Origin of the sequence: Halalkalicoccus paucihalophilus, assembly GCF_001593955.1 — an archaeon.
Taxonomy (GTDB): Archaea; Halobacteriota; Halobacteria; order Halobacteriales; family Halalkalicoccaceae; genus Halalkalicoccus; species Halalkalicoccus paucihalophilus.
In genome coordinates this window covers 193,627-217,223 of the sequence record NZ_LTAZ01000003.1, presented here as the reverse complement: position 1 = coordinate 217,223, position 23,597 = coordinate 193,627, and the positions used below count along the sequence as shown (strand labels likewise).

The 23,597-nt window shown below is 66.4% G+C and carries 29 protein-coding genes and 1 pseudogene; 18 read left to right on the top strand and 12 right to left on the bottom strand.

What is annotated here, in order from left to right; translation table 11 throughout:
- Window positions 1-98: 98 nt before the first annotated feature.
- Genes HAPAU_RS04695 through HAPAU_RS04685 form a run of 3 tightly spaced genes read left to right on the top strand, consistent with a single transcriptional unit; the run spans window position 99 to window position 2,991 of the window.
- Window positions 99-695 (top strand): IMPACT family protein, encoded by a 597-nt coding sequence (locus HAPAU_RS04695; RefSeq protein WP_066380197.1) that lies wholly within the window; start codon window positions 99-101, stop codon window positions 693-695.
- Between the two features lie 45 nt (window positions 696-740).
- Entirely contained in the window at window positions 741-2,744 is a 2,004-nt protein-coding gene (locus HAPAU_RS04690) for a S9 family peptidase (protein WP_066380195.1), read from the top strand.
- A 28-nt stretch (window positions 2,745-2,772) separates the two neighbouring features.
- Window positions 2,773-2,991 carry a YgaP family membrane protein gene (locus tag HAPAU_RS04685; RefSeq protein ID WP_066380194.1) on the top strand — a complete coding sequence of 73 codons (219 nt, stop codon included), beginning with the start codon at window positions 2,773-2,775 and terminating at the stop codon, window positions 2,989-2,991.
- 91 nt (window positions 2,992-3,082) lie between these two features.
- Here the strand turns inward: HAPAU_RS04685 and HAPAU_RS04680 are convergent, their stop codons facing one another.
- The gene (locus HAPAU_RS04680) at window positions 3,083-3,283 is read right to left on the bottom strand and encodes a DUF7569 family protein (RefSeq protein WP_066380193.1); all 201 of its coding nucleotides are present in this window, start codon (window positions 3,281-3,283) and stop codon (window positions 3,083-3,085) included.
- A 40-nt stretch (window positions 3,284-3,323) separates the two neighbouring features.
- Entirely contained in the window at window positions 3,324-3,998 is a 675-nt protein-coding gene (gene upp, locus HAPAU_RS04675) for a uracil phosphoribosyltransferase (protein WP_066380191.1), read from the bottom strand.
- 55 nt (window positions 3,999-4,053) lie between these two features.
- On the opposite strand from upp, the gene HAPAU_RS04670 reads away from it, so the two are divergent.
- Both HAPAU_RS04670 and HAPAU_RS04665 read left to right on the top strand, forming a co-directional pair.
- Window positions 4,054-4,464 (top strand): polyketide cyclase, encoded by a 411-nt coding sequence (locus tag HAPAU_RS04670; protein WP_066380190.1) that lies wholly within the window; start codon window positions 4,054-4,056, stop codon window positions 4,462-4,464.
- 69 nt (window positions 4,465-4,533) lie between these two features.
- Window positions 4,534-4,734: a hypothetical protein gene (locus HAPAU_RS04665; protein ID WP_066380186.1), complete on the top strand. Its 201-nt coding sequence runs from the start codon at window positions 4,534-4,536 to the stop codon at window positions 4,732-4,734.
- On the opposite strand, the gene HAPAU_RS04660 is transcribed toward HAPAU_RS04665, so the two are convergent.
- The 3 genes from HAPAU_RS04660 to HAPAU_RS04650 form a co-directional block, all read right to left on the bottom strand.
- Window positions 4,731-5,900, bottom strand: coding sequence for a CobW family GTP-binding protein (locus HAPAU_RS04660; RefSeq protein ID WP_066380184.1), 1,170 nt, complete (start codon window positions 5,898-5,900; stop codon window positions 4,731-4,733). The two genes, HAPAU_RS04665 and HAPAU_RS04660, sit on opposite strands and share 4 nt — an antisense overlap.
- 103 nt (window positions 5,901-6,003) lie before the next feature.
- On the bottom strand, window positions 6,004-6,918 hold the full coding sequence (locus HAPAU_RS04655; RefSeq protein WP_066380182.1) for a VOC family protein: 915 nt from the start codon (window positions 6,916-6,918) through the stop codon (window positions 6,004-6,006).
- Window positions 6,912-7,754, bottom strand: a complete 843-nt coding sequence (locus HAPAU_RS04650; protein ID WP_066380180.1) for a VOC family protein — start codon at window positions 7,752-7,754, stop codon at window positions 6,912-6,914. The genes HAPAU_RS04655 and HAPAU_RS04650 overlap by 7 nt, the downstream gene beginning before the upstream one ends.
- 77 nt (window positions 7,755-7,831) lie before the next feature.
- Between HAPAU_RS04650 and HAPAU_RS04645 the strand changes: the two genes are divergently transcribed.
- From HAPAU_RS04645 to HAPAU_RS04635, 3 genes are all read left to right on the top strand, one after another.
- A complete protein-coding gene (locus tag HAPAU_RS04645; protein WP_066380178.1) occupies window positions 7,832-8,128 on the top strand; it encodes a hypothetical protein in 297 nt (98 codons plus the stop codon).
- The gene (locus HAPAU_RS04640) at window positions 8,129-9,073 is read left to right on the top strand and encodes an ArsA family ATPase (protein WP_066380176.1); all 945 of its coding nucleotides are present in this window, start codon (window positions 8,129-8,131) and stop codon (window positions 9,071-9,073) included.
- Window positions 9,074-9,209: 136 nt separating this feature from the next.
- The gene (locus HAPAU_RS04635; RefSeq protein ID WP_066380172.1) at window positions 9,210-11,042 is read left to right on the top strand and encodes a carbon starvation CstA family protein; all 1,833 of its coding nucleotides are present in this window, start codon (window positions 9,210-9,212) and stop codon (window positions 11,040-11,042) included.
- A gap of 58 nt (window positions 11,043-11,100) precedes the next feature.
- On the opposite strand, the gene HAPAU_RS22745 is transcribed toward HAPAU_RS04635, so the two are convergent.
- From HAPAU_RS22745 to HAPAU_RS04625, 3 genes are all read right to left on the bottom strand, one after another.
- Window positions 11,101-11,226: a hypothetical protein gene (locus HAPAU_RS22745; RefSeq protein WP_281177862.1), complete on the bottom strand. Its 126-nt coding sequence runs from the start codon at window positions 11,224-11,226 to the stop codon at window positions 11,101-11,103.
- 89 nt (window positions 11,227-11,315) lie between these two features.
- Window positions 11,316-11,903, bottom strand: coding sequence for a hypothetical protein (locus HAPAU_RS04630; RefSeq protein WP_066380170.1), 588 nt, complete (start codon window positions 11,901-11,903; stop codon window positions 11,316-11,318).
- Complete coding sequence (locus HAPAU_RS04625) at window positions 11,900-12,277, bottom strand: cupin domain-containing protein (RefSeq protein WP_066380168.1); 378 nt, start codon at window positions 12,275-12,277, stop codon at window positions 11,900-11,902. Before HAPAU_RS04625 ends, HAPAU_RS04630 begins: the two co-directional genes overlap by 4 nt.
- 97 nt (window positions 12,278-12,374) lie before the next feature.
- Between HAPAU_RS04625 and HAPAU_RS04620 the strand changes: the two genes are divergently transcribed.
- From HAPAU_RS04620 to HAPAU_RS04610, 3 genes and pseudogenes are all read left to right on the top strand, one after another.
- Window positions 12,375-12,581 carry a hypothetical protein gene (locus HAPAU_RS04620; RefSeq protein WP_066380166.1) on the top strand — a complete coding sequence of 69 codons (207 nt, stop codon included), beginning with the start codon at window positions 12,375-12,377 and terminating at the stop codon, window positions 12,579-12,581.
- Between the two features lie 48 nt (window positions 12,582-12,629).
- Window positions 12,630-13,286 (top strand): annotated as a pseudogene (locus HAPAU_RS04615) (DUF5828 family protein); the annotation flags it as partial.
- Window positions 13,287-13,471: 185 nt separating this feature from the next.
- The gene (locus HAPAU_RS04610; protein ID WP_066380163.1) at window positions 13,472-14,665 is read left to right on the top strand and encodes an inorganic phosphate transporter; all 1,194 of its coding nucleotides are present in this window, start codon (window positions 13,472-13,474) and stop codon (window positions 14,663-14,665) included.
- Between the two features lies 1 nt (window position 14,666).
- Here the strand turns inward: HAPAU_RS04610 and HAPAU_RS04605 are convergent, their stop codons facing one another.
- Window positions 14,667-16,016 carry a hemolysin family protein gene (locus HAPAU_RS04605; protein ID WP_066380161.1) on the bottom strand — a complete coding sequence of 450 codons (1,350 nt, stop codon included), beginning with the start codon at window positions 16,014-16,016 and terminating at the stop codon, window positions 14,667-14,669.
- A gap of 84 nt (window positions 16,017-16,100) precedes the next feature.
- Between HAPAU_RS04605 and HAPAU_RS04600 the strand changes: the two genes are divergently transcribed.
- From HAPAU_RS04600 to HAPAU_RS04590, 3 genes are read left to right on the top strand one after another with little or no spacing between them, the layout of a single operon-like run.
- Window positions 16,101-16,373, top strand: coding sequence for a glutaredoxin family protein (locus tag HAPAU_RS04600; protein ID WP_066380157.1), 273 nt, complete (start codon window positions 16,101-16,103; stop codon window positions 16,371-16,373).
- Window positions 16,373-16,879, top strand: coding sequence for a redoxin domain-containing protein (locus tag HAPAU_RS04595; RefSeq protein WP_066380156.1), 507 nt, complete (start codon window positions 16,373-16,375; stop codon window positions 16,877-16,879). The genes HAPAU_RS04600 and HAPAU_RS04595 overlap by 1 nt, the downstream gene beginning before the upstream one ends.
- Window positions 16,880-16,903: 24 nt before the next feature.
- Window positions 16,904-17,485, top strand: coding sequence for an L-threonylcarbamoyladenylate synthase (locus HAPAU_RS04590; RefSeq protein ID WP_066380155.1), 582 nt, complete (start codon window positions 16,904-16,906; stop codon window positions 17,483-17,485).
- Between the two features lie 42 nt (window positions 17,486-17,527).
- Here HAPAU_RS04590 and HAPAU_RS04585 read toward each other — a convergent pair whose 3' ends face one another.
- A complete protein-coding gene (locus HAPAU_RS04585) occupies window positions 17,528-18,121 on the bottom strand; it encodes a CRISPR-associated protein Cas4 (protein WP_066380154.1) in 594 nt (197 codons plus the stop codon).
- A gap of 38 nt (window positions 18,122-18,159) precedes the next feature.
- Window positions 18,160-18,753: a hypothetical protein gene (locus HAPAU_RS04580; RefSeq protein WP_066380150.1), complete on the bottom strand. Its 594-nt coding sequence runs from the start codon at window positions 18,751-18,753 to the stop codon at window positions 18,160-18,162.
- A 110-nt stretch (window positions 18,754-18,863) separates the two neighbouring features.
- On the opposite strand from HAPAU_RS04580, the gene HAPAU_RS04575 reads away from it, so the two are divergent.
- From HAPAU_RS04575 to HAPAU_RS04560, 4 genes are all read left to right on the top strand, one after another.
- The gene (locus HAPAU_RS04575) at window positions 18,864-19,442 is read left to right on the top strand and encodes a biotin transporter BioY (protein ID WP_066380148.1); all 579 of its coding nucleotides are present in this window, start codon (window positions 18,864-18,866) and stop codon (window positions 19,440-19,442) included.
- Entirely contained in the window at window positions 19,439-20,134 is a 696-nt protein-coding gene (locus HAPAU_RS04570; RefSeq protein WP_066380146.1) for an energy-coupling factor ABC transporter ATP-binding protein, read from the top strand. The genes HAPAU_RS04575 and HAPAU_RS04570 overlap by 4 nt, the downstream gene beginning before the upstream one ends.
- A complete protein-coding gene (locus HAPAU_RS04565) occupies window positions 20,128-20,826 on the top strand; it encodes an energy-coupling factor transporter transmembrane component T family protein (RefSeq protein WP_066380144.1) in 699 nt (232 codons plus the stop codon). Before HAPAU_RS04570 ends, HAPAU_RS04565 begins: the two co-directional genes overlap by 7 nt.
- A 177-nt stretch (window positions 20,827-21,003) precedes the next feature.
- Complete coding sequence (locus tag HAPAU_RS04560) at window positions 21,004-23,136, top strand: heterodisulfide reductase-related iron-sulfur binding cluster (RefSeq protein ID WP_066380141.1); 2,133 nt, start codon at window positions 21,004-21,006, stop codon at window positions 23,134-23,136.
- Here HAPAU_RS04560 and HAPAU_RS04555 read toward each other — a convergent pair.
- A complete protein-coding gene (locus HAPAU_RS04555) occupies window positions 23,133-23,570 on the bottom strand; it encodes a TIGR00725 family protein (RefSeq protein WP_066380135.1) in 438 nt (145 codons plus the stop codon). The genes HAPAU_RS04560 and HAPAU_RS04555 overlap by 4 nt on opposite strands.
- Between the last annotated feature and the right edge of the window lie 27 nt (window positions 23,571-23,597).

Below are 23,597 nucleotides of genomic sequence, written 5' to 3'. Positions count from 1 at the left end.
GGGGACCCGTCATGTCATGTGAGCGGCTGGGCTCGGACGGGTATACACCGGTCCTGGAACCGAGGGGCTATGGCCGGCGGGCTCCAACCCGTCCGAACGTGACCGACACCTACCGCACCGTTTCGGATCGAGCGAGCGCCGCCTTCGAGGTGCGCGGTTCGGAGTTCATCGGGCACGTTACACGGGCGGAAACGGTCGCGCACGCTGAGGCGTTCGTCGCCGAGATCGAGGCGGAGTACGCCGACGCGACCCACAACGTGCCGGCCTACCGCGTGCGAAGCGATCCCTTCCGGGAGTACTCCAGCGACGACGGCGAACCCTCCGGGTCGGCCGGAAAGCCCGTTCTCAACGTGCTTCAGGGCGAGGACGTGGAAAACGTCGCCTGCGTCGTCACGCGGTATTATGGGGGGACCAATCTGGGGTACGGCGGACTGGTGCGAGCCTACTCGCGGGCCGTAAGTGAGGCCCTCGACGCGACAGGGGTCGTCGAGGAACGTCCCCACACGCACCTGACCATCACCGTCGAGTACGACGACTCGGGGACGGTTCGGGGGATCATCGAAAGCGTGGGAGTCGAATTCGACGCCGACTACGGCGAGCGGGCGACGTTCGAGGTTCGGGTGCCGAGCGAGGAGCGCGAGGGGCTGTGTGAGAGGCTTCGGAGCGCGACGGGCGGGCGGGTCGCGATCGAGTAGTTTCGAATCGAAACCCTATTCGCCCCGGATTCCGACTTCGCGACCATGCAGACGATCAGTGCCAGCGATTACCACGACCTCGTTCGGGTGGGAGACCCGCGACTCTCGCCTGACGGCGAGCGCGTGGCGTTCGTGCGGACGACCCCGAGGGGTGCGGAGGAAACCGAGGCGACGATCTACACCGTTCCGCTGGGCGGCGACGAACCCCGACGGTTCACTCTCGCGGAAGGCGTCGACAGCGAACCCCGGTGGAGTCCCTCCGGGGATCGGCTCGCGTTCGTGAGCACCCGCGGGGAGGACGACCGGCCCCAACTCTGGATCGCGCCCACGGGCGGCGGCGAGGCGCGACGGATCACGGACGTGGTCGGCGGCGTTTCACAGATCGCGTGGGGCCCCGACGGCGAACGGATCGCCTTCACGCAGGCGAGTTCCGAGGAGGACCGTGGGGAGGGGCGGGATCTCGAACTCGAAGACGAGGAGTACGAACCCGAAGCCCCCGATCCGCGCGTGATCGACCGGCTGGTCTACCGCGCGGGCGAGCGCTACTTCGACGGCGGGCGAAGCCACGTCTACCTCGCAGAGATGGGCGGCGAGGTCACTCGGCTGACGGGCGGCGATTTCGACTACGTCGCCCCCGAGTGGGGCAATCCGTCCACTCTGTACTACGCCGCGAAACGCACCGACGACCCCGACGACAACGCCGTCCACGACGTGATCGCCCACGACCTCGACGGCGACGAGTCGGAGGTCCTCATCCGAACGAGCGGCTGGGCGATCGGGCTGGCCGCGACCGCCGACGGGCGGGTCGCCTACCACCACACTCCCGACGGTGGATCGACGCTTCGGCGGACCGAGATCCGGATGTTCGATCGGGGACTGGAAAAGGAGAGTACCCTCACCGAGTCGCTGGATCGCACCGTCGAGGGGGTTCCGAAGTGGGGCCCTGACGGCGAGTACCTCTACTTTCTCACGCCCGACGAGGGAGACGTGGTGCTCCGGCGCGTCCGCGGGGACGGCACCGGCCTCGAAACGGTCGTACGAAACGGGCATATCGACGGGTTCGATCCCGGCCGAAACGCCGTCGCGATGACCAAAAGCGAGTGGGATCATCCCGGCGACGTGTTCGTCTCGACACCGGCCGGCGCCGAGACCAACCGGCTCACGCGGATGAACCGCGAGTACCTGACCGACCGGGCGGTTCCCCAGCCCGAGGAGTTGTGGTTCGAGAGCGAGGGCGAGGAGGTCCAGGGCTGGGTGCTGGCGCCGCCGGATATGGAGGAGGGCGAGCGCTATCCGCTGGTCGTCGAGATCCACGGCGGACCCCACGCGATGTGGAGCACCGCGGGCACGATGTGGCACGAGTTCCAGACACTGGCGGCGCGGGGCTACGTCGTCTTCTGGTGCAATCCTCGCGGCTCGACGGGCTACGGCGAGGAGTTCATGGCCGCGATCGAGCGCGACTGGGGCGCGGTGACCGCACGCGACGTGCTCGCCGGGGCCGGTGCGGTCTGCGAGCGCGAGTACGTCGACGAGACGAACCAGTTCGTGACCGGAGGGAGTTTTGGCGGCTACATGACCGGCTGGCTCGTCGGCCACACGAACAGGTTCGACGGTGCGGTCGCCCAGCGGGGCGTCTACGACCTCTCGTCCTTTTACGGTTCGACGGACGCGTTCAAGCTCGTCGAGTGGGACTTCGGGACCGAACCGTGGGACGACCCCGAGTTCCTCTGGGATCAGTCGCCGGTCGCCTACGCGAGCGAGGTCGAGACCCCGACGCTCGTGATCCACTCGGATAACGACTTCCGCGTCCCCGTCAACAACGGCGAGATGTTCTACCTCTTCTTGAAAAAGAACGGCGTCGAGACGCGATTGGTGAGGTATCCCCGCGAGGGCCACGAACTCTCCCGGTCGGGCGAGCCCGGCCACGTCGTCGACCGGATCGAGCGCCTCGCGCGCTGGTTCGACGGCTACTCCGAGCACCACGACGCCCCGCGGGCGCTCGATCAGGATGGCGAGGGGCTATCGGCGGACGGGGACCCGGCGGAGTAGCTAACTCCCGTCGGCCCGTAGACCGTCCATGGACAGGAACGTCGGCGGGGCCGACAGACATCTCCGGATACTCAGTGCGATTGCGCTGCTTGGCTCGGCTCTCAGGACGCGGGGGATCAAACGGGTCGGCGCGCTGCTGGCGGGAGCGGTCCTCCTCTTGACCGCCGCGCTCCAGCACTGTCCGCTGAACGCCCTATTGGGAATCGACACCTGCCGGTCCGGGGAGCGCTCGGAACGGGGTGAGTGAGGTATATAGCTCTCGGGGGGTGCGTTTCACCTCAAGCGTGTGGCGGGTAACCACGCTCTCTGCTATCGGTTTCGACCCGAAGTGAAGGGGTTCACTCGACGAAGTCGATCCCCTCGACGGTCGGGGCGGGTTCGGGTCGCATCTCGCGTTCGTAGCGATCGATCCAGTCGGCGAAACAGCCCGGACAGAGCGTCTGTGAGTCGACGCCCGATCCATCCACCGAGAGCGAGACGGTACGCGAGAGCGTATCCGCCACCTCCTCCCCGCAGCCATCACACGAAACGTCGGCCATAGGGAGGCTCACGGGGGCAGACGAATAGCCCTTCTCCCTTCTACGTCGTGCGGAACGCCCGGTCGCCCGCATCGCCCAGTCCGGGGACGATGTAGCCGTTCTCGTCGAGGCGGTCGTCGATCGAGACGGTCAGCAGTTCGGCCTCGGGGAACTGCTCGCCGACGCGGATCAGCCCGTCGGGTGCACTCACCGCAGAGAGGACGAACAGGTGCTCGGGCTCGGGGGCGTTCTCGAGGACGCGCTCTAGGACTGCACACATCGTCGAGCCGGTCGCGAGCATCGGGTCGGCGACGATCACGGTGTCTTGCTCGCGGATCTCGGGGAGTTTGACGTAGTCGATGGTGATGGGAAACTCGCCTTCGGCCATGCCGGCCTCCTCGTCGCGGCCCGCCGAGATGACGCCCTGCTTGGCGCGAGGGAAGGCCTTCAAAAGCCCCTCGACGAATGGCGTCGCCGCCCGCAGCACGTTGACGATCACGACATCGTCGAGGCCCTTGACCCGTTCGCCCATCGTCGTCTCCAGTGGGGTCTGGATCTCGACGTACTCGGTCTCCATGCTGCCGTCGATGATCTCGTAGCCACAGATTCGTCCGAGTTTGACGAGCCCCTTCCGGAAGCCGACCTGTTCGGTCTCGACGTCTCGGAGACGCGAGAGGGTGTCGCGCGCCAGCGCGTGGGTGATGACGTGTGCGGTGTCCCGGTCTTCGATGGTCATATTTCGAGGGAGCGCGGTCCGAGTGCCTTAATGTACCGATCCCCGAATTCCCGGTATGCGCGAGGCCAGCGCCACACGGTTCGTCCGGGCGACGACGAGAGGGGTCGATCGGGTCCTCTCGCCCGCGGCGCTCGTCGAGTACGAGGGGAGTTTCGAACCCCGAGAGACCGTCGAACTGGAGGACGGAACCCGCGTGATCGCCGGGGCCAGCGGCCTAGAGATGGGCCTCCTCTTCGAGGAACTCGAAAACGGCTATCGCTACGAGCAGGAGGGCGAGGCGGGCCCGTTCGAGCGCATGGAGACGACGATCACCTACGAGCCCGAAAACGAGGGGACCCGAGTTCGAATGGTCTCGTCGGTGACGCTCGGACTCTTCCCCCGGCGACTCACCGATCGGATCGCCGCGTGGAAACGCGAGGCCGAACTCGAACGCACCCTCGACGCCATCGAGGACACGCTGGCCTGATCCCGCGATCGTGTGCGAACCACACACTCGGGTCGAACGGTTTTAGTCGTCGAGTCCGAACCACGGATTATGGGAGTGATTGCCACGGTAAAGGAGCTGTTGGGCGGGCCGGAGCGGACGACATCCCGCTCGAAGGGGGCCTACTGGTGTGACGAGTGCGACGAGCGAATCCTCGACCTCGATACCGACGCGGAGCCGCCGGTCTGTCCGAGTTGCGGCGAGGAGATGCGCTTCGAGCGCTCGCCCGATTCGGGCGGGTGTGCCTGCTAGCGACCGAACTCGACCGCGTCGTCGTCGGCGGGAAACGGCCCGCCGTCGCCGTCCGCGTCGTCCGTTAGACAGGCGTCGAGGCGATCGATCAGCGCCTCGTGGTCGAGCCCGCGCCCGATGAACACGAGCGCCTGCTCGCGGTCGCCCCACTGCTCGTGCCACTCCAGGTCGGGCCGGTTCTCCCGGTAGAGGTCGCGTTCGACCTCGGGGCGGGCGGCGATCCACGGCTCGCCCGCGGTGACCCGCGCGATCCGTCCCGCATAGCCCAGCCGCAGTTTCGCCCCGTTGCCGGCGACCCAGAACGTCCCCTTCGCACGGATCAGTTCTTCGGGAAGCGATCCCAACAGATCCGCGAGCGCCGCGGGGTCGAAGGGGCGCCGGCGCCGGTAGGTAACGGAAGTAACGCCGTAGGCCTCGTTGGGGTGGCGGTGGTCGTGGTCCGCGTAGTCGTCGTGGCCGGTGTGTTCGTCCTTCGCGCGGTCAAGCGTGAGGCGTCCGTCCGAGTCCTCGCTATCGAACAGCCCGGTATGCAGGATCTCGTCCGGATCGAGGTCGCCGAACTCCGTGCGGACGATCCGGGCCTCGGGGGCGAGCCGCTCCAAAACCGCCTCGACCTCGTCGAGTTCAGTAGCTGAAAGCAGGTCGCACTTGTTCAGTACGAGGACGTCACAGCACTCGACCTGTTCGATCAGTAAGTCGGAAAGCGGGCGACTCTCGCCGGCCTCGGTTTCGGCCCGCTCGGGCTCGGACTCGCCCGCAAAGAGGTCGTGAAAGGCGGCGGCGTCGACCACGGTCACGAGGGTGTCTACTCGATAGACCGCGGCGGCCTTCGAGCGCGCCGTGAACAGTCGGGCGACCGGGGCGGGCTCGGAGATGCCCGAGGACTCGACGACCAAGTGATCGAACTCCCGCGAGCGCGCCAGTCGCATCACGGCCGTCTCCAGATCGTCCTGTAGCTCACAGCAGATACAGCCGTTCGAGAGCTCGGCGATCCCCTCGGCGGTTCCCCCTTCGGCGATCAGTTCGGCGTCGACGTTGAGTTGGCCCATGTCGTTGACCAGCACCGCGATTCGCTCGTCGACGCTCGTCAGAAGGTGGTTCAGCAGGGTGGTCTTTCCGGCGCCCAGCGCACCGGAGAGGATCGTCACGGGGATCGCGTCGGCCATGGCGTCGCTGGGGGCGGGCCGGGCTTGAACGCACCGACCGAGAGGAGTAAACCGGTCCGGCAAAGCATCCGAAAATGGTCCGTGCGTATCCCGAGGAGTACGACTACCGGGAGTGAGCGAGCGGCGGCACCGCCAGTGGTGGAAGCTGTGATTCGATTAGCTCGCGGTCCTCTTCGAACCACGGCGGGAGGGTGAGCTGCTCGCCACCGTCGGCGGCGAGTCCCTCGGGTTCGGTCGCGAGTTCGAAGAGGATTCCACCGGCGTCGCGGACGTAGAGCGACCGGAAGTAGTGGCGATCACGCACCCGTGAGACGTGGTACTTGCGCTCGCGAAAGAGGTCGTGCCACTCGAAGAGCTCCGCCTCGCTTTCGATCCGAAGGGCTACGTGATGGATCGTTCCCGGACCCTCGCGGCCGAACTCGCCCCCGCGATCGAGGAGGTCGATCCGCGTTCGCTCGCTCGGTGACCGATAGCGGATCCGGTCGCCCTCCTGACCGACGGCCTCGAACCCGAACGTTTCGAGGGTGGCCGCGGTTCCATACGGGTTCGTGGGCCACAGCGTGACGCCGCCGATCCCGCGGATCGCCGCGTTCTCCGGCACCCGTTCGGTCCACGGCTCGCCCTCGAGATCGCTCGCGACCAGTTCGATGCGCGTCCCGTCGGGATCAGCCACACGAAGGACCCGCTCGCCGAAGCGGTCGGTTCGTTCGGGGTCGTGGGCCGCGAGCCGGTCGACCCAGTAGTCAAGCGATCCCTCGGGGACCGAGAGTGCCACCGCGCTGGGCTGGGGGCGGCCGATCCGTCCGGGATCCCCATGAGGATACGGGAAGAACGTCAGGACGCTGCCCGGCGTGCCGCGCGCGTCGCCGTAGTAGAGGTGGTAGGCAAAGCGGTCCTCGTGGTTTACCGTTCGGCGGAGGAATCGCAGGCCGAGTTCGCCGACGTAGAAGTCGGCGTTTTCCCCCGAATCGCCCGCGAGAGCGGTGACGTGGTGCAGGCCGGTCGCGTCGCTCAGCATGCTCCCTCGACTCGCACTCGTAGTTCGATCCCGTCCGGGTCCGAAAGCGAGGGCGCGTCGGTTTCATCGATGGGTTCAGGTCCTCCGGTTCGATCGCGAACCGCCGCGAGCGCCTCCCGGTTGGGAACCAGCAGTTCGAACCACGCGAGGCCGCGCCCCCTCGCCGAGCTCGTCCGCCCGTTCCACGTGTTCACCCCGACGTGGTGGTGGTAGTCGCCGGCGGCGAGGAACAGTGCCGCGTCGCTCCACTCCTGGCGAACCCCCAGTCCGAGCCCCTCGGCGTAGAACTCGTGGGCACGCGAAAGCGACGAGACCTCGAGGTGGACGTGTCCGATCGTCGTCCCGTCGGGAACCGCCGCCTCGCCGCGGCGGCGATCCCCCAAGGCGTCCAGGTCGAGCGGGAGGGTGTCCATCTCGACGCGTCCCTCGTTGGTCGGCCATTCCTCGCGGGGGCGGTCACGGTAGATCTCGATCCCATTTCCCTCCGGATCCGCGAGGTACAGCGCCTCGCTCACGCGGTGGTCCGAGGCCCCGTCGAGGTGCCAGCGTTCGCGGATCCGCGAGAGGGCGTCGCCGAGGGCGGCCCGTGAGGGGACCAGAAACGCCGTGTGAAACAGCCCCGTCTCGTCGGGCTCTCTCGGGGGTGCGTCGGGATCGGCGACCAGTTCGAGCAGCGACGTCCCGCCCGCGCCGAGCGTCGCCCGGTCCTCCCCGCGGTCCAGCACAGCGAGTCCGACCACGTCCCGATAGAACGTGACGAGCCGGTCGAGGTCGTTGGTGCGCAGCGCGACCCGGCCGACGCGGGTCGAAGCCGGAAGCGCGTTCGGTGTCGTCATGCGAGGGGTAGATCCCCGCGAGATATAACCGTGGCCCGAGCGACACCGTTTTGGACGGTCGATCGACACTACCTACCATGGACCTCGTCGCGCGGATCGCGCGCTTCCGGCGGGTCGTAGAGGAGTGGGCACGGGGGCTCTATCACGGGATGTTCACCCATCCGGCCTACGAGACGATCGAAAAGGAGGCCGAGGACCTCGAAGACGAGTTCATGCTCGCGTGTTTCCCCGACGCCTTCGGCATCCCCTCGCCGGTCTCCTATTACACCGCCGAACTGCTTCCCTATCTCACCGACGAATACGAGGCCTGGCAACGTCGACTGTGGGATCGGGACTCGCTCGTCGAACGAAAAGGGCAGCAGTACCACTTCTAGATGGTCGAATACGTCTTCTTCGGCGGCAAAGGCGGCGTCGGGAAAACCACGGTCGCCAGCGCCTACGCGCTCAAATGTGCCCGTGCAGGCCTCGACACCCTCGTCGTCTCGACGGATCCGGCCCACAGCACGGGCGACGTCTTCGACCAGGAGTTCGGGGACGACCCCCGCCCTGTCGAGGGCGTCGAAAACCTGCGGGCGATGGAGATCGATCCCGAGAGTGAGGTCCAAGAACACCTCCAGGAGACCAAGCGCGCGCTGGGCGACCAGCTCAGCCCCTCGATGGTCGGCGAGATCGACCTCCAGATCGAGATGGCCCACCGCACGCCCGGCGCCTACGAGGCCGCACTGCTCGATCGCTTCATCGACGTGATGCGCGAGGCCGACTGCGACCGGGTGGTTTTCGACACCTCGCCGACGGGCTCGACGCTGCGCCTGCTCTCGCTTCCGGACCTCCTAGAGAGGTGGATCGACCGCCTGACCCACAAGCGCGAGAAGAGCATCGACTACTTCGAGATGGCCGCCATCGGCAAGCAGGAACCCCGCAGGATCCGCGAGGGCGATCCGATCCTCGCCCGACTCGGGCGACGAAAGGAACGCTTCGCCTTCGCGGGCGAGGCGCTGCGGGAGGCCTCCTTCTATCTGGTCTGTACGCCCGACGAACTCTCCGTGCGAGAGACCGAACGGTCGCTTGCGACCCACCGCGAGTACGGCCTCTCGGTCGCGGGGGTCGTGATCAACAAGCGAACGCCCGAACCGGATCCCGAGGAGGAGGGTCGCGGGGCACGCTTCCTGCGCGAGAAGGTCGCGACCGAGCGCGAGCGGATCGACGAGATGTACGACTCCTTCGACGCGCCGATCGTCGGGGAGATCGAGACCCGCGTCCGGGAGATCAAGGGCGACCTACTGGAGGAGGTCGCGGCCGAACTCGCCGTCGACGGCTAATCAGTCAACGAAGTATCATAACAGCGAGAGTAGGTCCTATATTTCGTGGGCAGAGGACGAGGAACCGAGCGACGTATCGCTGCAAGTATGAGTTATGTTTATATCATTCCTGAACGATTCGGCGCTAGAGCTACGCATGGCAGGAGTTATCTGGATCGTCGCGATCGTACTGACGTCCTTTACGGTCGCGTACATCGGTTACGGGCGGTACCTCTCGCGGTTCGTCGGTCTCGACGACGCGCGCGAGACGCCCGCACACAAGTATCAGGACGGACAGGAGTACGTCCCGGCGACGAAACCCGTCCTGTTGGGGCATCACTATTCGAGCATCGCGGGCGGGGCGCCGATCGTCGGACCGATCACCGCGGCACTGGTCTGGGGCTGGCTGCCAGCCGTGTTGTGGGTCGCCATCGGCAACCCGCTGATGGGCGCGGTCCACGACTTCACCTCGCTGTCGGCGAGCCTGCGCCACGAGGGCAAGTCGATCGGCTACATCATCGGCGAGTACGTCGGCGAGCGCGGCAAGGACATGCTGCTGTGGTTCGCTTTCTTACTCATTATCCTCGTAGTGGCGGTGTTCGCCTTGGTCATCGGCGTCGTCTTCAACGCCTACCCGCAGGCGGCGACCGCGAGCGTCATCTACGTCGGGCTGGCGGTCCTCTTTGGGATCTGGCTCTATCAACTGGGCCTTCCGTTCGCCGTCGGGACGCTGATCTTCGTCGCGGGCGTGTTCGCCTCGGTCTGGGCCGGCATCCAGTACCCCGTGGCGCTCGTGCCGGGCGATTACCCGGCGGGAACGATCGTCCTCTTCGGTAGTTTCCCCTTCGCCCTTCTGGAGAGCCAGAACATCGCCGCGTGGGTCGTCACGATGCTGGTGTATGGCGGCGCGGCGAGCGTTCTTCCGGTGTGGATGTTGCTCCAGCCCCGCGATTACCTCTCGTCGTTCCTGCTGTATACGGGCGTCGGCGGCTCGCTGCTCGCGGTGATCGTCGGCACCTTCCTCACGACGACCACCCAGCCACTGGAGATCCAGATCGGTGCGTGGTACGGCTTCTTCGGGCAGGGCGGCCCGCTCGCGGAGTTCCTCCCGGCGATGATGCCGCTGTTTCCCCTGCTGTTCATCACCATCGCCTGCGGGACGATCAGCGGCTTTCACTCGCTGGTCTCCTCGGGCACGACGGCGAAACAGCTCAACAAGGAAAGCGACGCGCGGCTGATCGGGTATGGAGGCATGCTCGCGGAGGGCCTGCTCGCCGCGGTCGCTCTGTCGGCGGTCGCGTTGATCGCCATCCCGGCCGCAGGCGGCGGGATCGGGCTCGCACTGCCGAACTTCGCGGAGGGTGGGGGTATCATCCTCACAGCCCTGGGCGTGCCGCTGGTGATCGGAGAGGTGTTCATGGCGCTCGTGCTGGCGAGTTTCCTGCTGACGAGCATGGACACCGCCGTCAGGCTGGGCCGGTACATGATGGAAGAGATCGTCGGCACGCCCGAGACGGCGGTCGAGAGCGCCGCCGCGAACAAGTACGTCAACACGGGCGTCATCGCGGTCGTGGCGTTCTTCCTGCTGGGCTCCGGGCGCTGGGAGGACCTTTGGACGCTCTTCGGCGGCGCGAACCAGCTGCTTGCGGCGCTTGCGCTCCTGACGGGGACGATCTGGCTCGCCAACTGGGATCAGTCCAAACAGCTGCTCAGCACCGGCGTACCGATGGCGATCATGACGTTCATCACGATCGCGGGACTGGCGTGGGTCGGCGGCTACCAGATCATCGGCGGGCGACTATTGGGGATCACCGCCGAGGCCGAGACCACGCTACTGGGACAGATCGCGGCGGTCGCGCAGGTGCTCATCATCATCACGCTGATCGGCCTCGCGCTGTCGCTGCTCAGACTCGGCTACGAGAACCTCCAGACGGTCCGCGGATCGGGCGAGGCGGTCGCGGCCGACGGCGGGACGGCGGAGGACGACTGACTCAGGAATCGACAGTCAGTAGGGGAGAAGGACGTGATATGGGGGTTCCGAACCGGTCCTACTCGCGATCGGCTCGGAATCCACCCACGAACTGCTGGACCGTATACGCGAGAGCGAACAGCACGAACGCGAACAGCGCGATCACGCCGAGCTCCTGTCCCCCGGGAAGTTGTGACAGCCACATAAACTGTAGATATGTCTGATATATGATAACCGTTCCGGCCGATCGAGCCCGTTCCCGAGCGGCTATAGGGGGCCGAACGCGATCGGGCGCTATCGCAGCCGGCTCGCGAGTCGAGTCAACAGCCCCGATTTCTCCGGTTCGATCGGCTCCCACAGTGAGAAGGCCACCGCCACATCGGCGTTCTCGCTGGCGACGCACTCCTCCGCATCGGGCGCGACGACAAGCAGGTTGATCTCGTAGTGGCCGTGGTAGCCGAACTTCAACAGGGTGCGGTCCGAGAAGCCCGAAACGTACTCGCGGACTCCCTCTCCGAGCGCGTCGGTCACGAGCGCGAAGGTGAAGTCGGTGCTGAAGTGTTCGTCGGAAGGGGTGATCCACTCGTCGGCCAGTTCGTGACCCACCCCGACCAGCCGGTCGAGATCCTCCTGACGAACCGTTTCGACCCGCCGGGCGAAGAGGTGTTCCGTCGAGTGGTGGTGGGCAAACGAGATGGAGGGGTGGAGGAACTGTTTATGGTTGCGAACCGAGAGCTCGCCGTAGAGGTCGAAGCCCTCGTCCCGAACCCGAAAGTCCCGTTGGAGGTCGTAGTTGGCCGCGAGGCGACCCGCGACTCGGTCGAGGTAGGCGTCGTCGTACTCGGGAACGGCGTCGGCCTCGCTATCGCCCTCGGCACTCATCGCTCGGGTTCGTAGGGATGGGCGTCGTCCTCGACCGGCGGCGCGCCGATCGCGAGGACGCGCACCGCCGCCGCGGCGTCGTCGGGGTTGTGCGCCCGGTGGGGGCTCTCCGGGTCGGCGACGAAGAGTTCCCCGGCGTCGACCGAGTACTCGCGCTCGGGGGTTTCGACCGCTAACTCGCCCTCGAGGACGTAAAACGCCTCCTCCTGTTCGTCGTGGTAGTGATAGGCGAGCGGGAGCTGTTCACCGGGGTCGGCCTCGTAGACGTTGATCGCGAGTTCCGAGAGGCCGGCGGCGTCGCCGACCGCCCGGTGAACACACGGTCGGTCCGGCGTCGGATCGATGGCCTCGGGATCGAGAACCTGATAGCCCATACCGTCGGGTGGCGGGCGACAATCAAATACGTTGGCACGTCGTCGCCCGATCGGATGCGGCAAGCTATAACCGGTTGGATCGCGTACTACGGGTGAGATGGACGAGAACCGAACCGAGGCCTGTGGCCGCTGCAGCGTCACGACCGTGATCGATGCGACCGGAAGCGATCGGGACGTCCTCGGCGAGGAGCGCATCGAGATCGAGGAACGCGAGATGCGCCGGACCTCGATGCACCACGTCGCCGCGGGCCGTGCGAAAGACTGGTTCGACTCGCTCGGCGAGCGGCTGATCTACGGCCGATAACGGCGCAAGGCCAAGAGCTATATATTCACGGAAAGTGACATAATACCAATGGAAGAGACCATCGCTGGCTTCAAACAACGCGGTCGTTGGGCCGACGTCGTCGAACACGGCGAGCGGATCACCCGCGCGCTGCGCGAGGCCGGCGCGTCGGGTCCGGCCTTCGAGGAGTGGGACGAGTGGCGGCCGAAATCCCACGAGCGCATCGATACGGACGTAAGCGAGAAGACCGCCGCACAGGCGAGCGTCGGCGAGGGCGAGGGCGAAAAGGAGGGCAAGGAGCCCGACGAGGATCTCCAGTCGGCGGGAAAGCGTCTCACGGAGTCCTACGAGAGCCTCGAGGAGGACGACACCGAGGGTGCGATCGACAAGTGGGAGGAGTCGGTCGGCTACGTCGCGCGCGCGGCGGACTCGGCGAGCAGGAAGGCGCTTCGAGCCGTCGAGGACACCGTCTATCGGAAGGTGATGACTCAGCTCGCGCCCTACTACTTCGACAACGAGCTGGTGAGCGCGAACCTCCAGCGCACCACTCGTGGGGAGGTCCCCGAGTTCGTTTTCGAGGTCAACATCAACGACGACCACAGAAAAGAGGAGGTCTCGGCACGCCTCGCGGAGTACGAGGAAGTGATCGATCGCTGGCACGTCGAGAGCGAAAAGGCGGTTTCGACCGCCGAGGCCGCCGAGGGCGTCGAGCCGACCGACGCCGAGATCGAAGCGACCACGGCGATCCCCGAGGGCACGAAGAACCCGGCCGACGAGCTGATCGAGCACATCGAATCGGCCGAACTCGTCGAGGGGGTCGAGACGACCGAGGCCGAACGCGAGACGGCGACGGCCGTCGCCGAGGACGACGAACGGTAGGCCTTAATGCCGGAGCCGACGACTGACCGTTCATGGTCGACGCCGCTACCCTTGCTACCATACTGATCGCCGCGTTCGCGAGTCTCTTCATGGCGTGGGCGATCGGCGCCGGCTCCAGCGGCTCGACCCCCTTCGCGCCCGCCGTCGGTGCGAACGCCATCTCGGTGATGCGCGCGGGCTTTCTGGTCGGCTTGCTCGGCTTTGCGGGTGCCGTCCTCCAGGGGGCGAACGTCTCGGAGGCGGTCGGGCGCGAACTCATCTCGGGGGTCACCCTCAGCGGCGAGGCGGCCGCCATCGGCCTGTTGACCGCCGCGACCCTCGTCGCGATCGGCGTCTTCACCGGCTATCCCATCGCGACGGCCTTTACGGTCACGGGGGCGATCGTCGGGGTCGGCCTCGCGCTCGGGGGCGATCCGGCGTGGGCGAAGTACACGGAGATCGCCACCCTCTGGGTGCTCACCCCCTTTGTCGGCGGCGGGATCGCCTACGTCACCGCCAGAGTGCTCCGGGCGGAGGGGGTGCCCGAGCGCTACACCGTGCCCGTCCTCGCCGGACTGATCGGGGCGCTGCTCGCGAACATCGAGTTCGCCCTGCTGGGCCCGCCCGACGGCAGCCAATCGGTCGCACGAACCGCCGCGATCGCGATGGGGGCGCCGACCGTCGGCGGGTTCGACCTCGGGGTGATCGCGGCCGTGATCGCGTTCGCGCTCGGAGCCGCCCTCGTCGTCGGCCGCGATATGGCCCGGGACGCCGCCGGCGCGCAGCGCCGGTTCCTGCTCGTGTTGGGCGGGCTGGTGGCCTTCTCGGCGGGCGGCAGTCAGGTGGGGCTGGCGATCGGGCCGCTGCTGCCGCTTCTCGATCCGTTCGACCTCTCGCTGACGGCGATCCTCGTCGGCGGCGGGATCGGGCTGCTCGCGGGCTCGTGGACCGGCGCGCCGCGCATGATCAAAGCGATCGCACAGGACTACTCCTCGCTCGGGCCGCGCCGGTCGATCGCCGCGTTGATCCCCTCGTTTGCGATCGCACAGGCCGCCGTGCTCTTCGGGATCCCCGTCTCGTTCAACGAGATCATCGTCAGCGCGGTCGTCGGCGCGGGCTATGCGGCGGGCGGCGGCGGCGTGAGCAAGACGAAGATGGGCTATACGGTGCTGGCGTGGATCGGCTCGCTCGTCCTCTCGATCGTGCTTGGTTACGGGATCATGACGCTCGCGTTCGCGGTGTTGTGAGCTACTCGGCTTCCTGATCGATCTCGGGGGCGTCGGGCTCCTCGATCGCCTCCTTTTCGATGCGGGCTTTCATGATCCGGGTGTTCTCGACGGTCTCGACGGTGATTTCGACCGAATCGTAGCTGATCGTCTCGCCCTCCTCGACGAGTCGGCCCGCACGGTTGAAGATGAACCCCGCGATGGTCTCGAACTCCTCGCCCTCGGGGAGTTCGATCTCCAAGGCCTCGTTGACCTCGTCGATGTTGACCTCGCCGCGGACGACGACGGTGGTCCCGTCGACGTGTTCGATCGGCTCGGTTTCGCCGCCTTCGAGGATCTCGCCGACGACCTCCTCGACGAGGTCCTCCATCGTGACCAGCCCTTCGGTGGTGCCGAACTCGTCGATGACGATCACCATTTTCAGGCGGTCCTCGCGCATCTCGGTGAGCAGTTCGTCGACGTTCTTCGATTCGGGGACGTGCAGCGTCGGGGTGGTGAGATCCGACAGCGAGAGGTCGCCCTCGCCGTACTGCGACTGGCGGACCAGATCGCGGATGGTGACGATCCCGATCACGTTGTCGAGGTTGCCCTCGTAGACCGGGAGCCGTTCGTGGCCGCTGTGGACGCAGGTCTCGATCGCCTCCTCGATCGGCGTCTCGATCGAGACGGCAGTCATGTCCAGTCGGGGAGTCATCACCTCCTTGGCGATGGTGTCGGTGAACCTGAATATCCGCTGGAGCATCTCGTGTTCGTCCTCCTCGATCACCCCCTCGCGCTCACCGGTTTCGAGCATGTCCTGAATCTCGTCACGGGTGACGTAGGGCGTCTCGATCGCCCCACCGGTACTCCCGGTCAGGCGGTTTATCTGACGGGTGAGGTAGTCGAAGACGACGATGAGGGGATACATCAGGTATTCGGCGAGCTTCAACGGGCGAGCGACCCGCCGCGCCCACGACTCGGTGTGCTCGACCGCGTAGGACTTGGGCCCGCTCTCGCCGAACAACAGGACGAGCGCGGTGATACCGAACGTAGAGATGGCGACCGCCACCGCACCGCCGAAGTAGATCCCCAGGAGGCCGGTCGCGATGGCCGACATGGCGATGTTGACGATGTTGTTGCCGACGAGGATCGTCACCAGCAGGCGGTGGGGATCCTCCTTGAGCGACTGGACCATTTCCGCACCGGAGAGGTCCTCCTCGACCATCGCCTCGACGCGGTGTTGGGCCAGCGAGAACAGCGCGATCTCAGAGGAGGAGAAGAATGCGGAGAGACCGATCAGTGCAACGATCGTAACGATCCCGAGGGCCGTCACCGTCCCGGTGGTGAGTTCGACCCCGAGGACGTCGGTCTGGGCGAGAAGCGAGAACTCCATTCAGTACCCCTCCTTCAAGGGCGGCGGGATTAAACGTTTCCGCCCCGCGGGATTTAGGCCCTCAGAGTACGTAGCGCCATGCGCATGAGCGACTCACAGATCACCTTCTACCGCCTGCAGGCGTGTCCGTACTGCGAGCGCGTCACCCGGAAACTCGAGGAGTACGGCCTCGAGTATCGCTCGCGGTTCATCGAACCGCTCCACTCGAAGCGAAACGTAGTCAAACGCATCAGCGGGAAACGTACCGTCCCTGCCATCGTCGACCACGAGACGGGCGTGACGATGTCCGAGAGCGCGAACATCGTGGAGTATCTCGAAAGCACCTACGGCGACGATGGCCGCGAGGAGGCTGCATAATGGTCGAGTTCGACGTCGTCGAACTCGGTCCCGCCGACCATCCCATAGCGGGAGAGACCGCACCCGACTTCACCCGTCCGCTCGTGAACCGCGAGTTCTGGGAGGACGTCTCGCTGTCGGAGCTCACCGACGAGGGGGCCCTCCTGCTCGTGTTCACCCCGATGGACGGGGCGTTCCCGGCGACCTACGTCTGGAACGAGATCCGCGACCGGTCGTGGGGGGAGTCGGTGACGGTGGTGGGCCTCTCGATCTCGACACCCTACGAGCACATGGACCTGCTCGAAGAGCGGGAAATCGACCACGCCCTCTTCAGCGATCCCGGTAACGGCGTCGCCCGCGAGTACGGCATCGAGCACGAACTCGACGGGATGACAGGGATCAGCGAGCCCCGGCCCGCCGTCTTCCTGCTCGGCGAAAACAGGATCGTCGAGTACGCCTGGGTCGCCGATGAGTGGCCCGACTTCCCGCCCTACGACGAGATCGAAGACGCGATCGAATCGCTATAGGAGCCCGCGGTTCGACCATCGACCATGAAGCTAAATCGAGCGGTACGGTCGATTCGCACGGGTGACCTCGTCGTCTACCCCACCGAGACGGTCTACGGGCTCGGTGCGGACGCGCTCGATCCCGACGCCGTCGAGCGCGTCTACGAAGCGAAGGGGCGAGCGCGCTCGAAACCGCTGTCGATGGCCGTGCCCGACGTCGAGACCGCCGCCCGCCACACGAAACTCACCGAGTGCGAACGAGGGTTCATGCGGGAGTTCCTGCCGGGGCCCGTAACGGTCGTCGTCGAGGCCGGTTCCGAGGTGCCCGAGGAGCTCACGGCCGGGCGCGAGCGGGTGGGGATCCGGATCCCGGATCACGACCTCGCGCTGTCGCTCCTCCGTGAGGTGTCGCCGATCACCGCTACGAGCGCGAACGTGAGCGGAAACCCGAGCGTCCGGCGGACTGCGGACCTCGACCCGGCGATCCACGAGGCCGTCGCCGGCGTACTGGACGGGGGCGAGACGGGCGGCACCGAGAGTACCGTCGTCGACGTCGAACGCGGCGGGATCCACCGTCGCGGGGCGCTCGCCGACGAGATCGAGACGTGGTTAGAGGCCGAGCAGTGAACGGAGCGACCGGGTTCGAGTCCCACAGCGCTCGCGGTAGGGTCACGGATCGCACTTGGCACTCCCCTTCAGCCGTGGCGGCGGCCCGTCCATCGTCTCGATGGCTCGGATCGCCTCCCGGTAGGCGGCTTTGCGGCGGGTCGTGAGTCCGATCCGACGGATCACGCCGTAGGCGGGATACTCCACGAAGGCCGTCTCGACCGCTCTCTGGCGCTCCCACGCAAGCGCCTTCGCGAGGGCGACCGCCCGCACCGACTGGGGTTCCCAGACGCCGTGTTCGGGGGGCGATCCCGGCGAGACGAACGAGGGGGCGAGTGGCTCTTCGAGCACCTTGCTCGCGATCCCACGACACTCCCGTCCCGAGAGCAGGACCTCCCGACCGACGGGATCTGCGAGTTCCTCCCACCGGTCGAGGCGCTCGCGGGTCCGTCCGAGCGTCTCACGGTACTCCGCGGGCGGGAGTTCGATCGGGCGGGTCGCGAGCGTCGCGTCGTCCGCCCCCAGAAGTCGCTCGTACTCGAAGGCCAGTTCGCGCCGTTTCGTGACCGATGGCGGCACCTCGTGGTCGTCGTCCCGGCGGTAGTAGAGCTGGCGGGGACAGTAGGTCGCTGTCGAGAGGTCGCTTACGGCGTGCACGGGTCCGCTGGCCCCCTCATCGAATAAAAACCCTCACATCACATCGAGAGGTCGTTTTCCATCCCTTCCGTGGCCTCCTCGAGGCCGTCCTCGCGGGCGTCGCGGGCCAACTGCGTAGAGAGGTCACCGTCGGTGACGATCTCCTCGAACTCGTCGCGAAAGCGGTCGTTTGCGGTGCGCGCTTCGTCCTGTGTCTCGATCACGCAGATCGCACGCTCGAGGGTCGCCTCGTCGGCCTCGAGTTCTTCGGCGAGGTCCACTTCCTCCTCGGCGTTTCGCAGTTGGCGCAGTTTCCGCAGCTCGAAGGGGAACTCGGTGTCGCTCTCGCGAAGCAGGTGCAGGTCCATCCGCGCGCGGATGACCGACCCCTCGTCGACATCGAGTTCTTCGGCGAGGTCTGCGTCCGATTCCTCGTCGAAGAACCCACGGACGAGCCGTCTGTACACCTCGTCGTCCCAGTCGGTCTCGAACGCGTAGCGCTCCTGCATTCGCTCGATGACGTCGTCGAGACGCTCGTCTTCGGGTTGCTCGTCGGTCAGCGATCCCGGCGTCTCCTCCTGGGGTTCGGTGACGGTCCCGTCATCGGCGACATCGAGGAAGAGGTCGCGCAACTCCTCGGTCTTTTCGTCCATCGTAACCCCTCTCTCGCATGGGCAGCGTATAAAGCCTGTCGGCGGCGCGTGCAGGCTCGTCAACCGAAGATTGAACTGGGTTGACAGCGAGGTCGGCGTATGATCCGATCATGAGCACGGAAACGGAGTCGGTCGATCTCGTCGACGACGCGACGGTGAAAAACGTCGCCCGAGCGGCGCTCTGTGCCGCACTGACCGGCGCGTTCGCCTACGTCTCGTTTCCCTATCCGCTGTCGCCCGCGCCGGTGACGTTACAGGTGCTCGGGGTGTTCCTCGCGGGGCTCCTCTTGGGACCGGTCTGGGGCGGGGCGGCGATGGTGCTGTATCTCACGGCGGGCGCTGTCGGCGCGCCCGTCTTCGCGGGCGGCGAAGCAGGGATCGGATCGCTCGTCGGCCCGACGGCGGGGTATCTGTGGTCGTATCCCCTCGCCGCCGGCGTCGTCGGCGCGCTCGTTCACGGCCGCTCGGTGGGTCCCCTCGGAGCGGTCGGCGTCCCGCGCCTGATCGGCGCGATGGCCGTCGGCGTGTGCGTGATCTACGCGGTCGGCGTCGCGGGGCTGATGGCCGTGCTCGGACTCTCGCTTCCGAACGCGGTGCTGACGGGCGCGGTCGTCTTCCTGCCCGCCGAGGCGCTGAAGATGGCCGCCGCGGTAGGGATCGTCCGCAGCGACCGGCTGACAGCCGCATGATCGAAACGCGCGAACTGGTACACGCCTACGACGGGGCGCGGGCGCTCGACGGCGTCTCGCTCACCGTCGAGGACGGCGAATTCCTCGTGCTCGCCGGCCCCAACGGCTCGGGCAAGAGCACGCTGATACGGCACTGGAACGGGCTCTTGGAGCCCGACGCAGGCGAGGTGCTGGTCGACAGTCAGGAGGTGAGCGAGGACCTCGTGGCCGCCCGGACGAGGGTGGGGATGGTGTTCCAAAACCCACGAGACGGCTTCGTCGCGGCGACCGTCGGCGCGGACGTCGCCTTCGGTCCGGAGAACCTCGGGCTCGAACGCTCCGAGATCGACCGGCGGGTCGCGGGGGCGTTGGAGGCGGTGAACCTCGACGGACGGGACGAAGACGGCGTAGGGACGCTCTCGGGCGGCGAACAGGAACGACTCGCCATCGCCGGCGCGCTCGCGATGGAACCCGCACATCTGGTGCTCGACGAGCCCTTTACCGGCCTCGACGAACCCGCGAGGGAGGCGGTACTCGACCACCTCGAAACGCTCTCGACGGCGGGAACGAGCGTGATCGTCGTCACCCACGACCTGCGGGACGTCCTCGGCCTCGCAGACCGTTTGGTGGTGCTCGCGGCGGGACGGGTGGTCCGGAACGGACCTCCCGAGTCGGTCGACCTCTCGGGGCTGGGCGTCCGGGCGTCATGCTGAGCTACACACCCGGGTCGAGCCTCGCCCACCGGCTCGACCCACGGACGAAACTCGCCGCCCAGATCGCCTTCGTCGTCGCGGCCTTCGCCCACACCACGCCCGGCGGGCTCGCCGCTCTGACCCTCCTCGCGCTCGGTATCCTCGCGAGCGCGCACCTCTCGCCGTACTCGGCGATCTACGCCTACCGGTTCGCCCTCCCCTTCCTCCTTGTGGGTCCGTTGATCGAGGGACTCACCCTCGGCGGGTTCGATCTCACGAGAGCGTTCGAAACGGGGCTCGCGAGCTATCGCGTGCTGTTGATCCTGCTGGTCTCGGCGGCGTACGTCCGCTCGACGCCGGTGCGGGAGTCCCGTGCGGCGATCCAGTGGGCCGTCCCCGGAAAACCGGGAGCCTTCCTCGGGATGGGCACTGCGTTCGTCTTCCGGCTGCTACCCCTGTTGGTCGCGGACCTGAAACGCGCCCGCGAGGCGATGAACGCTCGATTGGCGAGCGAGCGGGCGGTCCACGAGCGGATGGCGCTGCTTGCGGTGACGGGCGTCGAGCGCGCCCTCGGGCGCGCGGACGGCTTCTCGCTCGCGCTCCGAGCGCGGTGTTTCGCGTGGAACCCGACGCTACCGGCGTTGACCTTCGGACGGTTAGACCTGCCCGCGCTGGCGCTCGCAGCCGGTCTTGCACTGAGCGCCCTCTACTGACGCGGCCGACTGCCAACGCTCGTGTGAGAGCGACTGGGGTTCACAGGTCTACGTACTCTCGCTTCATCAGTTAACAGTGGTAATATATACCGGTGTGTAAGTTGTATCGAGTAGCGGTCCTCGGATCTCCGTCGTGTGGTGGTAAGACTTATGGATCCAGTCCGCCGGTGAACGATTATGCAGGTTGCCCAGACCGGCGGGGAGATCACCCGCGAGACGTTTTGGGAGATCGGCCCCATCGGCAAGGGGATGTTCTACTTCCTCTCGGTCGTCGCCCTCCTCGTGTTCGTCTACGGTGTCTACGAGCGATTCGCGTGCTACGCCGAGGGCGATCGGGATCCCCGCGATCGTCTCGATGGTGTCGTCTCACGGGTCGTGAACGCCGCGCGGATCGTCGGTTCGAACGAGAAGCAGTTCAACCGCGACTTGTATGGCGGACTGATGCACACCTTCGTCATGTGGGGCTTTCTCGTCCTTCTGATCGGGACGACCATCCTCTTCATCGACATGGACTTCTACCGCCCCCTCACCGGCGACTCGTTCTGGGTCGGCAACTTCTATCTGGCCTACGCGCTCGTCCTCGACGCCTTCGGCCTGCTGTTCGTCGTCGGCCTCGGGATGGCAATGTACCGACGATACGTCGTCCGCAACGAGCGCCTGTGGGGGAAACACACCAGCATCGAGGACGACGCGTTCGTCTGGACGCTCTTTCTCCTCGGCGTCGGCGGGTTTCTCGTCCAGGGGGTCGGAATGGTCGGCCAGGAGATCCGCGCCGAAGAGACCGTGAGCTTCGTCGGCGTGTTCACCGCCGGCGTGCTCGAAGCGGGCGGCCTGACCCCCGCCGGTGCGGCCGCCGTCTACCCGTGGGTCTGGTGGCACCACTCGATCCTCGCGCTGGTCTTCGTCGCGTGGATCCCCTACGCAAAACCGTTCCATATGCTCTCTTCGTTCGCGAACGTCGTGGCCCGCGACGAGCAGGCGGGCAGAGTCCTGCCGAACGTACCGGCCGACCTCGACGCCACCAATGCGGAGTCCATCGACGACTTCACCTGGAAGGAACTGCTCGATCAGGACGCCTGCACCAAGTGCGGACGGTGCTCGTCGGTCTGTCCCGCCAAAGCATCCGGAAGACCGCTCGATCCCCGCGACGTGATCCTCGATCTCAAGGGCTACCGCGAGAGCCTCGACGCCGGAGCGGAGGCCAAACCGATCATCGCCGACGGGGGCGCGAGCGTGATCGACAGCGAGACCATGGAGTCGTGTATGGCCTGCATGGCCTGCATGGACGCCTGTCCCGTCGAGATCGAGCATCTAAACAGCTTTACGCGGATGAACCGCCAGCTCACCGATCAGGGGGACGTGGACTCGAACGTCCAGGACGTCTTCCAGAACGTGATGCAGAAGGGCAATACCTTCGGAAATCCCCAGCGCAAACGAGCGGACTGGGCTGACGAACTCGAATTCGACCTGACCGACGCCCGCGAGGAGAAGGTTGAGTACCTCTGGTACGTCGGAGACTACCCGAGCTTCGACGACCGGAACAAGAAGGTCGCGCGCTCGCTCGCGAAACTGTTCGAGCAGACCGACGTCTCCTTTGGCATCCTCTTCGACGACGAGAAGTACGACGGAAACGACGTGCGCCGGATCGGCGAGGAGTTCCTCTATCTCGAACTCGCGGGCCACCACGTCGAGACCTTTGAAGAGTGTGCGTTCGAGAAGATCGTCTGCACCGACCCCCACTCGTACAACACGATGAAAAACGAGTACCCCGAGGTGGACTTCGAAGAGTTCGCCGACGACCCGATGATGCCCTTCGAGTACGACGAGCGGTGGAACGCCGAGGGGGAGATCGAGGTGCTCCACTGGACCCAAGCAGTGGAAGACCTCGTCCGGGAGGGACGACTCGGTCTCACGGGGAATGAACTCGATTATACGGTCACGTACCACGACCCCTGCCACCTCGGCCGGTACAACGACGAGTACGAGGCCCCCCGCGACCTCGTGCGAGCGACCGGGTGTGACCTCCACGAGATGCCGCGCAACCGCGCGGATTCGTTCTGTTGTGGCGGCGGCGGCGGCGGCCTCTGGATGGAGTTCGACGAGGAGCCGAAACCCAGCGAGGAGCGCCTGCGGGAAGCGCTCGAGGACACTGACGCGGGTTCGGAGGTCGAGAAGTTCGTCGTCGCCTGCCCGATGTGCATGACGATGTACGAAGACGGCAGGAAGACCGGCGGCTACGAGGAAGACCTCGAGGTCGTCGACGTGGCCGAACTGCTGATCGAGGCCGTCGAGGCGAAACCGTCCGTCTAAGCGTTCTCGACGTGTTTCACGGCCGCTTCTGGGGTTTCAACGGTTTCGACGCCCGCCACGTCGTGACTCGCGATCCCGGCCACGGGACGACCGAAATCAAGCGCGTGGGCGATCTCCGAGAGAGTTCCATACGAACCATCGATGGCGATCACGCCTTCGCCGTTCAGGGCTACGAGGACGTTCCGGGCGTTTCCGATGCCGGTGGCGATCGGCACGTCGACGTACGCGTTGGCCTCGTTCGGGTCGGTGCTCGGCAGGATTCCGATAGTCGTTCCTCCAGTCTCCTTCGCGCCGCGACAGGCCGCCTCCATCACGCCCGTCCGGCCGCCACAGACGAGCGTGTGGCCCCGTTCACCGAGCAGTTCACCGACCCGGTGGGCGACCGCGGTGTCCTCCTCGTCGATCGTCCCGCCGCCGATGACGCTGATTCGCATGGCGGGGAGTCGTCGGGCGCGAGGAAA